9 protein-coding genes are annotated in these 11,771 nt (G+C 65.5%); 4 read left to right on the top strand and 5 right to left on the bottom strand.

Annotated elements, in window-relative coordinates; genetic code table 11:
- Nucleotides 1-15 precede the first annotated feature (15 nt).
- Complete coding sequence (locus AC07P1_RS00600) at nt 16-891, top strand: SDR family NAD(P)-dependent oxidoreductase (protein WP_494694026.1); 876 nt, start codon at nt 16-18, stop codon at nt 889-891.
- A gap of 6 nt (nt 892-897) precedes the next feature.
- On the opposite strand, the gene AC07P1_RS00595 is transcribed toward AC07P1_RS00600, so the two are convergent.
- Nucleotides 898-1,977, bottom strand: coding sequence for an AraC family transcriptional regulator (locus tag AC07P1_RS00595; protein ID WP_494694025.1), 1,080 nt, complete (start codon nt 1,975-1,977; stop codon nt 898-900).
- 175 nt (nt 1,978-2,152) lie between these two features.
- Here AC07P1_RS00595 and AC07P1_RS00590 point away from each other — a divergent pair, with 175 nt between their 5' ends.
- Nucleotides 2,153-3,355 (top strand): MFS transporter, encoded by a 1,203-nt coding sequence (locus AC07P1_RS00590; RefSeq protein WP_494694024.1) that lies wholly within the window; start codon nt 2,153-2,155, stop codon nt 3,353-3,355.
- On the opposite strand, the gene AC07P1_RS00585 is transcribed toward AC07P1_RS00590, so the two are convergent.
- From AC07P1_RS00585 to AC07P1_RS00570, 4 genes are all read right to left on the bottom strand, one after another.
- The gene (locus AC07P1_RS00585; protein ID WP_494694023.1) at nt 3,333-4,691 is read right to left on the bottom strand and encodes a diguanylate cyclase domain-containing protein; all 1,359 of its coding nucleotides are present in this window, start codon (nt 4,689-4,691) and stop codon (nt 3,333-3,335) included. The genes AC07P1_RS00590 and AC07P1_RS00585 overlap by 23 nt on opposite strands.
- A gap of 305 nt (nt 4,692-4,996) precedes the next feature.
- The gene (locus AC07P1_RS00580; RefSeq protein ID WP_494694022.1) at nt 4,997-6,190 is read right to left on the bottom strand and encodes an aminotransferase-like domain-containing protein; all 1,194 of its coding nucleotides are present in this window, start codon (nt 6,188-6,190) and stop codon (nt 4,997-4,999) included.
- Between the two features lie 108 nt (nt 6,191-6,298).
- Nucleotides 6,299-6,760 carry a RidA family protein gene (locus AC07P1_RS00575; RefSeq protein WP_494694021.1) on the bottom strand — a complete coding sequence of 154 codons (462 nt, stop codon included), beginning with the start codon at nt 6,758-6,760 and terminating at the stop codon, nt 6,299-6,301.
- 101 nt (nt 6,761-6,861) lie between these two features.
- Nucleotides 6,862-7,749 (bottom strand): DMT family transporter, encoded by an 888-nt coding sequence (locus AC07P1_RS00570; protein ID WP_494694782.1) that lies wholly within the window; start codon nt 7,747-7,749, stop codon nt 6,862-6,864.
- Between the two features lie 224 nt (nt 7,750-7,973).
- Here AC07P1_RS00570 and AC07P1_RS00565 point away from each other — a divergent pair, with 224 nt between their 5' ends.
- Nucleotides 7,974-9,617: an aminotransferase-like domain-containing protein gene (locus tag AC07P1_RS00565; protein WP_494694020.1), complete on the top strand. Its 1,644-nt coding sequence runs from the start codon at nt 7,974-7,976 to the stop codon at nt 9,615-9,617.
- A 93-nt stretch (nt 9,618-9,710) separates the two neighbouring features.
- The gene (gene htpG / locus AC07P1_RS00560; RefSeq protein WP_494694019.1) at nt 9,711-11,630 is read left to right on the top strand and encodes a molecular chaperone HtpG; all 1,920 of its coding nucleotides are present in this window, start codon (nt 9,711-9,713) and stop codon (nt 11,628-11,630) included.
- Nucleotides 11,631-11,771: the final 141 nt, after the last annotated feature.

Genomic DNA, 11,771 nt, shown 5'->3' with positions numbered 1-11,771 from the left:
ACAAGAGGAATACACATGGCGACAACAACGAACGCCGGCCGGGAGGGGCGGGTGGCCCTGGTCACGGGCGGCGCTGGCGGCATAGGCCGGGCGATCTGCCGCGGTTTCATCGAGCGTGGCATCACCTGCGTGCTGGCCGACCGCGACCAGGCGGCGCTGGACCGGGCGACGGCGGAGCTGGGGGCGGGGGCGGTGGGCGTGCGGGTCGACCTGGACGACTTGAATAAACTGCCTTCCTTGCTGGCCTTTATCCAGGAACGTTTCGGCCGGCTCGACATCCTGGTCAACAACGCCGCCATGACGGGGACGGGGCATTTCGAGGAGCGTTCGGTCGATCACATCCTGGCCGAATTGAATATCAACCTGCTGTCGCCGATCGTGCTGACCCGGCTGGCCTTTGGCGCCTTGCAGCGGGCGGACGATGGCCGCGTGATCAACACGGTGTCGTTGGGCGGGATCTTCCCGTTGCCGGAAACCGGGATCTACTCGGCCACCAAGTTCGGCCTGCGCGGTGCCATGCTGTGCCTGGGCCTGGACCGCGAGCGCCACGGCGTGCATGTCGGCAGCGTGCTGCCGTCGGCGACCGAGACGCAGATGCTGATGCGCGAGGCGATCGAAGGCGGCAACACGCTGCAGTTCATGGATCCGCCGCAGCAGCCGGAGGACGTCGCGCGCCAGGTCATGCGGATGCTGGACCGCCCATGCCTGGAACGCTATCCGCGCGTCAGCGAATCGTGGACGGTCAGGTTGGCGATGCTGCTGCCGAACATGCTGCCCAAGCTGATACCGCTGTTCCGCAAAAAAGGTGTGCGCGGCCACGCGCGCTATCTGGAGTCGCTGCGCCGGCGCGGCCTGGTGGTGCTCCGCGCCGGAAAATGGGAAATTCCCTGACGGTGGTCAGTCCATCAGGTTTGGTCCGCCCCGCTCCGGCATCAACAGCCGTGGGGCTGGCATGCCTTGCCGTATCTGGTTCGGCAGGATGCCGGACCAGCGTTTGAAGGCGCGGCGGAAGTTGCGGGCGTCGGTGAATCCGGTCGCCATCGCGATATCGACCAGCGGCATCGCGCTGCGCCTCAGCAGATCGAGCGCGCACTCGTAGCGGACCTGGTCCACCAGCCGCTGGTAGGAGGTGTCCAGCTCCGCCAGGCGGCGGCGCAGCGTGCGTTCGCTCATGTTGAGGGCCGCCCCGGTCTGCGCCAGCCCGGGCATTTCGTCGACCGAGGCCCGCAGCACGTTCATGATCGACTCTACCAGATCGTTGCGCGGCGTGTCGATCGACAGCAACTGGTCGATCTGCGCCTGCAGGCTGTCCTGCATGAAGCGGTCATGGGTCGGCAGCGGGCAGTGGTACCAGGTCATCTCGCAGATCAGGCGATTGAGCGGTGCGTTGAACACCACCGGGCAGCGGAAGTACTCGCTGTAGGCGCTGGCGTAGACCGGACGCGGATAGCGCAGCTCGAGCCGCGCCGGCCGGAAATGCGAGCCGACCATCGCGCGCGCCACCTCAACGCCGCTGACGAAGATCTCCTCGATGAAAAACGGCTCCAATTCCGGGTCGTGGAATCGGGGCGCCACTTCGATCGTGAAATGGCGCTCGTCGACCACGGCCAGCTCGTTGATGGTCAGCGCCCCCGCCGCGCGCTGGTATTTGATCAGGTAGAGCAGCGCCTCGCCCAGGGTGGGGCAGGTGAGCATGCCCAGGCCGGGCAGGCCGAAGCACACCACCGTCTGCCGCGCGCCGGTGGCGATGCCGATGGCCGGATCGCCCCAGCGCTGCATGGCGCGCCGCACCAGCATGCTGGTTTGCCGGTAGGAGACCCGAAAGCCGGCGTCGCACAGATTCTCCGGCGTGAATCCCAGGCCCTTGCACAGCCTTTCGCCCGAGTGGCCACGGCTGGCCAGCAGTTGCAGCACCTGGCGTATCACATGGGGTGGAACGTCGGCTTCGGCGTCGGGGAGGTGCGGTTTTACCGGCATGGGCCACTCCTTCAAGTTGATGAACGAGGCTAGCACAGGATGTACGCGCCGGCGCGTCGGGTCGCGTTAAATGGCCGCCTGTGTGTCTTTTTTGGCCGTTTTGGCCCCGTCTATCGTGGCTTCCGTCGTATGCTTTGAGCACGGCAAATCGTGCCGCCATCACCATGGACCAGCGATGACCACCACACCCGCAGCGCCCCTGCCAGACATCGACGTCGTCGCCGTGAAAACCACGGCCGGTTCAACCCTGATACTTTCTTCCGCGTGGGCGCTGGGCATAGGCGGCACCACCATGATGCCGCTATTGGTGACCAACACGATGGCGCGGCTGCGTTTCGACGAGGGCCAGGCCACCTTGATGACCGGCGTCGAGATGATCGGCATGCTGGCCGGCTGCGTCCTGCTGCCGCCGATGGCGCGCCGCTGGCCGGCGCGATGCACCGCCGTTGCCCTGGTGCTGCTGGCGCTGTGCCAGATGTTGACGGCGTTGACGTTGTCGCCGCCGCTGTTTGGCGCGCTGCGGCTGGTGGTCGGCGTCTGCGAAGCGCAGATGATCGTCATGGTCGGCATTTGCCTGGCCTGCCACCGCGACGCCGAGCGGTTATGGGGCGTGGTGCTGCTGTTGTCGGGATTGGCCGTCGCCGGCGTGTTCACGCTGGTGTCGCTGCTGCCGGATGTGGCGGCGGGCGACGGGGTCTGGATCGGCCTTGCGCTGCTGGCGACGGTGCTGGGCGTGGCGGCCGCGCGCACACCGGCGCTGGTGCCCGCGCGCGCGCCGCTGCCCACGGCGCCGAAGGAGCCGGGTATGCGCCGGCGCCGCGTCGGCGCCGGCGTATGGCTGGCGTGGGGCGTGTTCGTCGGCGTCTACAGCGTGCAGGCCGGCGTGTGGGCGGTATCGGCCCTGCAGGGCGAGCGTATCGGCCTGTCGCTGCCGACCATTGGAACCCTGCTGGCGGTGTCCTCGCTGCTGGGGTTCTTCGGCGCGGTGGTGCCGGCGATACCGGCGCTGGCTGCGCGGCGCGGTCTGACCGTCATGGGCGCGCTGCTGGTGATGTTCGCCTCGGTCGCCTGCTTCTTCACCGCCGGCGGTGTGGTGCTGTTCTTCGTCGGCCAATTGATGCTGAACATGGCCTTCTACGCCATCATGGCGGTGCTGAACAGCTTTATCTCGGCGCAGGACCGCGACGGCAGCTTGCTGTCGCAATCGGTGGTGGTGACCTTCGCCGCCGTGGCGGTGGGCACCGTTGGCGCGGGGGAGCTGTTCCAGAACGCCGGCGGCTTGGGCGTGATCGTGTTCTCGCTGCTGGCGCTGGCCGTCAGCGTGCCGCTCGGGTTGAAGGCGTTGCGTGGCCGGGTCAGCGCATCACCAGCGCTTTGACCGCTTCCAGCGCGGCGCCGCCGCTGCTGGTCGAGCGCACCTGATTGCGGCCGCCCTCCTTGGCGACGTACATGGCGCGGTCGGCGGCGACGAACAGCGATTCGGTGTTGTCCAGCTGGTGCGGGTGGATGGTGGCCACGCCGATGCTGACGGTCAGCCAGTCGGACGTCGTCGAGCGCGGGTGCGGAATGCGCAGCGATTCGATGTGGGCGCGGATCGCCTCGGCCATCATGGTGGCCGTTTCGGCTCCCGTCTCGGCGAACAGCAGCACGAATTCCTCGCCGCCGTAGCGCGCCGCCAGGTCGGTGGGGCGCAGCGCGTGCGAGGCGATGGCCGCCGCCACCCGCTGCAGGCAGGCGTCGCCCGCGGGATGGCCCAGCGTGTCGTTGTACAGTTTGAAGTGGTCGACGTCCAGCACCACCAGCGACAATGGCTGGCCGCTGCGCATGGAGCGCTGCCACTCCTTTTCCAGGAAGGTGTCGAAATGGCGCCGGTTGGCGATTTGCGTCAGCGGATCGACCATGGCGGCGCGCTGCAGCGCGTCCTCCGATTGCTTGTGGTGCGTGATGTCGTGCAGCAGGCCGATAAACAGCGGCTGGCGCAGGTACATCGGCGTGAGCGTCAGGTCCATGCACACCGAACTGCCGTTGCGGTGGCGGATGATCACCTCGCGCGTGCCGTGGCTGTGCGCCATCTCGGGCGAAGCGGCGTAGCGGGCGAAGTATTCCAGGTATTCCTGTGCCACCATGGGGTTGAGCAGCTCCGAGATCGCGCGGCCGGCCAGCTCGTTCTCCTGGTAGCCCAGGTATTTGTCGCAGGCCGGATTGGTGAACTGGATGCGGCCGTCCGCCTCGATGATCAACAGGCCCTCGGCCATGTTGTTGACGATGGTGCGCAGGCGCTCGGCCTGTTCTTCCTGGGTCTCGCTGTTGCTGCGGATTTGCAGCTGCGTGCGCACGCGGGCGCACACTTCGGCCATGCGCAGCGGCTTGCCGATGTAATCGACGGCGCCGATGTCGAAGCCGGCGACGACGTCGTCGGTGTCGGTCCTGGCGCTCATGAAAATGACGGGAATGCGTTGCGTGGCCGCGTGGCTTTTGAGCTGGCGGCAGGTCTCCAGGCCATCCATGCCCGGCATCACCACGTCGAGCAGTATCAAATCCGGATGGACGCGGCGCGCGATCTTGAGCGCCCGCTCGCCGGAAGTGGCGACAAACGTCTGATAGCCCTGTTCGACCATCAGCTTGCGCAGCACGGCCAGATTCTCCGGCGCGTCGTCGACGATCAGGATGGCGGCATCGCGCCGCGTGGCCAATCCGGAACTGACGGGGTTCATTGCGCGTCGCCTTTAACCTGGTGGGGCGTCCCGGCGTGGGGCCGCGATCGCGCCGGGACGCGGCGCAAGGGGCGAGCTGGGGAAGTTTGTACACGCATGAACAAAGGCTTGCCTTACCAAGTGGCTATCGATCAAATGATACCGCGTTGCCCGCCCGATATGTAAAAATTCGGCGCATGATTTTGGAGGGATGCTTCAGGCTTGAAAGCGACTCGGACCCAATGGCCAGCAGGGACCGTGCTTTTTTTTGCAGGGATGACAAGAAGCAGAGTGTGGGCGGCGAACGCCGCCCACGGGATACTACTTTAAATCTTGGCGGCGATCAGTTTGCCGAGGATCTCGATGCCGGCGCGGATGCGTTCCGGCGGCACGGTCACGAACGACAGGCGCAAAGTGTTGGTTTCCGGTTCGTTGGCGTAGAACGGCGAACCCGGTACGAAGGCCACCTTCTGGGCGATCGCCTCGTCCAGCAGTTTCATGGCGTCGATATGCTTGGGCAGCGTGACCCAGATGAACATGCCCCCTTCGGGCTTGGTCCACTCGACGCCGGCCGGGAAGTACTGGGCCATCGCGTCCAGCATGACCTGGCACTGGTTGCCGTACAGTGTGCGGATTTTAGGGATGTGCTGCTCCAGGAAGCCGTCCTTGATCACTTCATGCACCACCATCTGCGTCAGTTGCGAGGTGTGCAGGTCGGCGGCCTGCTTGGCCAGCTCCAGGCGGCGCACCAGCGGCAGCGGGGCCACCACGTAGCCCAGGCGGATGCCCGGCGTCAGCACCTTGGAGAAGGAACCCATGTAGATCACGCCTTCCGGGTTCATCGCCACCATCTTCGGCAGCGGGTCGCCCTTGTAGCTCAAGGCGCCGTACGGATCGTCCTCGATCAGCGGCAGGCCCAGACGGGCGCAGGTCTCGACCAGCTCCAGGCGGCGCTCGACGGACAGGGTGCGGCCGGTCGGGTTTTGGAAGTTCGGCAGCGCGTACAGCAGGCGCGCGCCGGCGGCGACCGGGTCCAGCGACGACGGCACCAGGCCATGTTCGTCGGTATCGACGGATTTGAACTCCGGACGGTAGACCGAGAAGGCTTGCAGCGCGCCCAGGTAGGACGGGGTCTCGACCAGCACGCGGCTGCCTTCGTCGATCAGCACTTTGCCCAGCAGGTCCAGCGCCTGCTGCGAGCCGGACGTCATCAGCACCTGTTCAGGGATGATTTTGGCGCCGTTGGTCGACAGCGAGTCGGCGATCCACTGGCGCAGCGGCAGGTAGCCGTCGGTCGGGCCGTATTGCAGCGCCACTTTGCCGTTGGTCTCGAGGACCTTGTCGAAGGCGACCTTCATTTCGTCGACCGGGAAGGTCAGCGGCGACGGCAGGCCGCCGGCGAAGGAGATGATCTCGGGCTGCTGCGTGATCTTCAGGATCTCGCGGATGAAGGACGATTGCAGCTGGTCGGCGCGTTCGGAGAAGCGCCACTGGATCGGGTTCGGGTTTTCGATTTTCATACATGTCTCACTAGATGTGTGCCCCGGCCGAAGACGGCCCGGCGATTCAACAAGCGCGCTTGTGGCGGCTTTTATAAAAGGAACGGCGCCGGATAGGACGCCGCCCGCTTACGCGACTTCCGCGATCAGTTCGATTTCGACGCAGGCGCCAAGCGGGATTTGTGCGACACCAAAGGCCGAGCGGGCGTGCTTGCCGGCGTCGCCGAAGACTTCGCCCAGCAGCTCGGAAGCGCCGTTGGTGACCAGGTGCTGTTCGGTAAAATCAGGGGTGGAGTTCACCAGGCTCATCAGCTTGACGATGCGGCGCACGCGGTTCAAATCGCCGCCGACGGCCGCCTGCAGGGTGCCGATCAAGTCGATGGCGATGGCGCGCGCGGCTTGCTTGCCTTCGGCCGTGTCGATGTTCTTGCCCAGCTGGCCCCCCCACACGCTGCCGTCGGCGCGTTTGGCGATGTGACCCGAGATGAACACCGTGTTGCCGGTTTGCGCGTACATGACGTAGGCGGCGGCCGGGGTGGCCGGTGCGGCCAGGGTGATATCGAGCGCTTTCAGTTTTTCGTAGACAGACATGTGCTTATCCATATAGTAAGTGGGTGGGGCTGTAGACCGATATTGTACTCTTGAGACAGGCCATGCCTGCAATCGGGCCAAAATCAGAATAGTCCACGGTTTTAGCGGCGTTTCACCTGCATTTTGCGGCCGACGCCCACCGTGGCGATGACGGCGATTGCAAATATCACCGTCGGCCACTCCAGCGACTCGCCCAGGATCACGGCCGCGCCGAGCAGCGACAGGAAGGGCTGCACCAGTTGCACCTGGCCGACCCGCGCCACGCCGCCCAGCGCCATGCCGCGATACCAGAAGAAGAAGCCGATGAACATCGAAAACACCGAAACGTAGGCGAAGCCGGTCCAGGCGGCCGCGCCGGCGGCGGCGATCCGGCCGGCGTCGTGCCAGCACAGCCAGCCGACCACCGGGAGCAGCACCGGCGCGGCCAGCACCAGCGCCCAGCAGATGGTTTGCTGGCCGCCCAGGGTCTGCGACAGGCGCCCGCCGGCGGCGTAGCCCATGGCCGCCAGCAACACGGCGGCGAAAATCGCCAGGTCGGCCGGATGCAGGCCGCCGCCGCTCTGGCGCAGCGCGAAGCCGGCCACCAGCGCCGAGCCGCACAAGGCCATGATCCAGAAGCCGGCCGAAGGTTTTTCGCCGCCCAGCAGGGCCGCGAAGACGGCGGTGGCCAGCGGCAGGATGCCGATCAGGACGGCGCCGTGGGCGGCGGGCAGCGAGCGCATGGCGACGGAGGTCAGCCACGGGAAGCCGATCACGCAGCCGACGGCCACCATCGCCAGCGGCGCCAATGCGGCGCGCGGAGGCAGCGGCGCGCGCTTCCACAGCAGCCAGGCGCCGGCCAGCGCGGCGGCGACCAGCGCGCGCGCCAGCGCGACGAACATCGGCGACAGGCCGCCGGCGCCACCGGTATCGCCGGCGGCGCCGACGGCAAGCCGGGTGAAGGGCAGGGTCAGGCTGAAGATGGCGACCCCGATGAGGCCCAGCAGCATGCCGGCCGTTTCGTCGCTGATGCCGCCCAGGCGGGAACCGTGGGTCGGGATCGGGGCTACCGTGGTGGGTGGGGCGCTGTGGGTGGCGATGCGGGTCATGCTGGCTCCGGTGGGTTTGCTTGGATTTGCTTGAATTTGCTCGTCCTATGGGTGTATCCTACGGTACAAAAGCCAGTACAGTGCCAGTACACTTTAAACTTAATTTCTTATACTGTGACGGTAGCATGACCAATACACGCAAGCGCACATCGCTTTTAGGCGCCGCCGCGTCGGCCGCAGCCGAGGCTGTTAATGAGGCGTTGGCGGCCGCGCACGCCCGCGCTGTGGCCGCCGCCGCGCCCGGACCGGCGGTGGCGTCGGTGCCGGCGGGCGTGAATGCCAAGGCGGTTAAATCGGCGTCCAGGCCCAGGTCCGCCGCCGGACCGTTGGTGGGATTGCTGTCTCGCGAATCGGGCGAAACGCTGATCGACCAGATCGTGCGCTCGGTGGCGGCGCGCATCGACGACCGGCTGCTGCGGGGCGGGGCGCGCATGCCGTCGATCCGCGCGTTCGCGGCGGCGCATGGCGTGTCCGCCTTCACCGTGGTGGCCAGCTACGACAAGCTGGTGGCGACCGGCTACCTGGAGTCGCGCCGGGGCGCCGGCTTTTTCGTGCGCGAGCGGGCGCCGATGGCGCTCAACGCCACCGACGCGGCAAGCGCCCCGGCCGGGGCGGGCGCCTCCCGTTCCCGGCTGGACGCCAAGCCGATCGACGTGGTCTGGCTGGTGCGGAACATGTTCCGCCAGATGCCGCACCACCAGATGCCCGGCTCCGGCGTGCTGCCGCCGGAATGGCTGGACGGCACCGCGATCGCCAACGCGCTGCGCGCGGTCAGTCGCCAGAATCCCAATCTGCTGGTGAGCTACGGGCTGCCGCAGGGCTTCCTGCCGCTGCGCCAGCAACTGCAGCACAAGCTCGCCGAGCTGGAAATCGCCGCCGCGCCGGAGCAAATCGTCACCACCGCCGGCGTCACGCAGGCGCTGGACATGGTGGCGCGCGAGTTCACCCGCCCCGGCGACACCATCTTCGTCGACGATCCGGCCTGGTTCCTGATGTTCGGCTCCTTCGCCGCGCTGGGTGCGAACGTGATCGGCATCCCGCGTCTGGCCGACGGCCCGGATATCGCCCGGCTGGCCGAGCTGGCGGCTATCCACAAGCCCAAGCTCTATATTATTAACTCGGTGCTGCACAACCCCAGTTCGACGTCGCTGTCGGCGGCCAAGGCGTTCCAGGTGCTGCGGCTGTCGGAGGAGCACGACTTCATCATCGTCGAAGACGATATCTATTGCGACCTGCACCCCGGCAGCGCGGTGCAGCCGGCCACGCGGCTGTCGGCGCTGGACCAGCTGCAGCGGGTGATTTACCTGGGCGGCTTTTCGAAGACGATGGCGGCCAACCTGCGGGTTGGCTTCATCGCCACGTCGGCCGAGCGGGCCGAGAGGCTGGCCGACCGCAAGATGCTGTCCACCCTGACCACCAGCGACATCGGCGAGCGGGTGGTCTATAAAGTGCTGTCCGAGGGCTCCTACCGCAAGCACGCGGACCGGGTGCGCACACGGCTCGACGGCATCCGCGCCAAGGCGGTGCGGCAGATGGAGCGCGTCGGCCTGAAGGTGGATGTGGCTTCGCCGGCCGGGATGTTCGTCTGGGCGGACGCCGGCTGCGACACCAGCATGCTGACCGAGCGCGCCATGGCCGACAATCTGCTGCTGGCGCCGGGCAGCCTGTTCTCGCCCACGCAGCTGCCGTCGACCCGCATGCGGCTCAATGTGGCGGCGATGCAGGAGCCGGGCGTGTGGAAGTTCCTGGAGCAGCAGTTGGGAAAATAGCAAGCTGCTCTTGAAAACCATTTTATAATCCCCACTTTCGCCACACCCGTGCGACTTCGCGCACGCACACTAAGACTATTAGAGGCTTTAAAAATGGCAGATAACGATAAGCAAACCCTTGGTTTCCAGGCTGAAGTGAAACAGCTGTTGCAGCTGATGATCCACTCCCTGTACTCGAATAAAGAGATTTTCCTGCGCGAGTTGATCTCGAACGCGTCCGACGCGTCCGACAAGCTACGCTTCGAGGCGATCAACAACGACGCCCTGTACGGCAACGACCATGAACTGAAGATCAAGGTCTCGTTCGACAAGGCCGCCCGCACCATCACCATTTCCGACAACGGCATCGGCATGAGCCGCGACGAGGCGATCTCGCACCTGGGCACCATCGCCAAATCGGGCACCAAGGAATTCTTCGGCAAGCTGTCGGGCGACCAGCAGCAGGACGCGGCCCTGATCGGCCAGTTCGGCGTGGGCTTCTACTCCGGCTTCATCGTCGCCGACAAGATCACCGTCGAAACCCGCCGCGCGGGCGCCGAGGCGTCCGAGGGCGTGCGCTGGGAATCGGCCGGCGAGGGCGATTACTCGGTCGAACAGATCGAGAAGACCGGCCGTGGCACCGACATCATCCTGCACCTGCGCGAAGGCGAGGACGAGCTGCTATCGTCGTGGAAGATCAAATCCATCATCCGCAAGTACTCGGACCACATCTCGCTGCCGATCGTGATGCAGAAAGAGGAATGGGACGACGAGAAGAAGGAAACCGTTCTTAAAGACGAATTCGAGACCGTCAACCAGGCCAGCGCGCTGTGGGCGCGCAGCAAATCAGAGATCACGCCGGAGCAGTACGAGGAATTCTACAAGCACGTCTCGCACGACTTCCAGGCGCCGCTGGCGTACACGCACAACCGCGTCGAAGGCCGCAGCGAGTACACGCAGCTGTTGTACATTCCGGCCAAGGCGCCGTTCGACCTGTGGGACCGCAACAAGCGCGGCGGCATCAAGCTGTACGTCAAGCGCGTGTTCATCATGGACGACGCCGAGCAGCTGATGCCGGCCTACCTGCGCATGGTCAAGGGTGTGATCGACTCGGCCGACCTGCCGCTGAATGTCTCGCGCGAGATCCTGCAGGAGTCGCGCGACGTCAAAGTGATCCGCGACGGCTCGACCAAGCGCGTGATCGGCATGCTGGAGGAACTGGCCAACGCCGAAGAACAGGAGAAGAAGGACAAGTACGCCACCTTCTGGAAGGAGTTCGGCCAGGTGCTGAAAGAGGGCATCGGCGAGGACGCCACCAACAAGGACCGTCTGGCCAAGCTGCTGCGCTTCGCCTCGACCGCCAACGAGAACGACGAGCAAAGCGTCTCGCTGGAGCAGTATGTCGCGCGCCTGAAGGAAGGCCAGGACAAGATCTACTACGTCACGGCCGATAACTACGTCGCCGCGAAGAACAGCCCGCACCTGGAAATCTTCCGCAAGAAGGGCGTCGAAGTGCTGCTGCTGACCGACCGTGTCGACGAGTGGATGCTGTCGTTCCTGACCGAGTTCGAAGGCAAGGAGCTGGTGTCGGTGGCCAAGGGCGGCCTGGATCTGGGCGCGCTGGAAGACGAGGAAGAGAAGAAAGAGCACGAGGAGACCGAGAACTCGTACAAGGATTTGGTCGGCAAAATGAAGGAAGCCTTGTCGGACAAAGCCAAGGACGTGCGCGTGACGTTCCGCCTGACCGATTCGCCGGCCTGCCTGGTGGCGGACGAGCATGAGCTGTCGGGTAATCTGCTGCGCATGCTGAAGGCGGCGGGGCAGAGCGCTCCGGAGTCCAAGCCTATCCTCGAGATCAATCCGAACCACCCGCTGGTGACGCGTTTGAAGTACGAGGAATCGGGCACCTTGTTCGGTGACTGGGCGAATATCCTGTTCGACCAGGCCTTGCTGGCCGAAGGCGGTTCGCTGAGCGACCCGGCCACGTTCGTCAAGCGTCTCAATGAGATGCTGTTGAGCGGCGCGAGCAAGTAAGCGCACGAACCACCACAGATCCACGTAGGGCGGATTAGGCGGAACGCCGTAATCGGCCATGCATGAGTCGTCGACGACGCATGCATGGCCGATTACGCTTCGCTAATCCGCCCTGCGTGTTTTAGAAATCGTTGTGATCTG

This window comes from Duganella sp. GW821-FHT07F09 (genome assembly GCF_059418705.1).
The sequence above is the reverse complement of the archived record's forward strand: the minus strand, read 5'-3'. Positions and strand labels throughout refer to the sequence as shown.

What these genes read in the sequence shown, in the direction of transcription:
- AC07P1_RS00570 (WP_494694782.1), bottom strand. Translation starts at nt 7,749, where the DNA reads ATGCTGCTGGGCCTCATCGGGGTCGCCATCTTCAGCCTGACCCTGCCC.
- htpG (WP_494694019.1), top strand. Translation starts at nt 9,711, where the DNA reads ATGGCAGATAACGATAAGCAAACCCTTGGTTTCCAGGCTGAAGTGAAA.
- AC07P1_RS00580 (WP_494694022.1), bottom strand. Translation starts at nt 6,190, where the DNA reads ATGAAAATCGAAAACCCGAACCCGATCCAGTGGCGCTTCTCCGAACGC.
- AC07P1_RS00565 (WP_494694020.1), top strand. Translation starts at nt 7,974, where the DNA reads ATGACCAATACACGCAAGCGCACATCGCTTTTAGGCGCCGCCGCGTCG.
- AC07P1_RS00585 (WP_494694023.1), bottom strand. Translation starts at nt 4,691, where the DNA reads ATGAACCCCGTCAGTTCCGGATTGGCCACGCGGCGCGATGCCGCCATC.
- AC07P1_RS00575 (WP_494694021.1), bottom strand. Translation starts at nt 6,760, where the DNA reads ATGTCTGTCTACGAAAAACTGAAAGCGCTCGATATCACCCTGGCCGCA.
- AC07P1_RS00595 (WP_494694025.1), bottom strand. Translation starts at nt 1,977, where the DNA reads ATGCCGGTAAAACCGCACCTCCCCGACGCCGAAGCCGACGTTCCACCC.
- AC07P1_RS00590 (WP_494694024.1), top strand. Translation starts at nt 2,153, where the DNA reads ATGACCACCACACCCGCAGCGCCCCTGCCAGACATCGACGTCGTCGCC.
- AC07P1_RS00600 (WP_494694026.1), top strand. Translation starts at nt 16, where the DNA reads ATGGCGACAACAACGAACGCCGGCCGGGAGGGGCGGGTGGCCCTGGTC.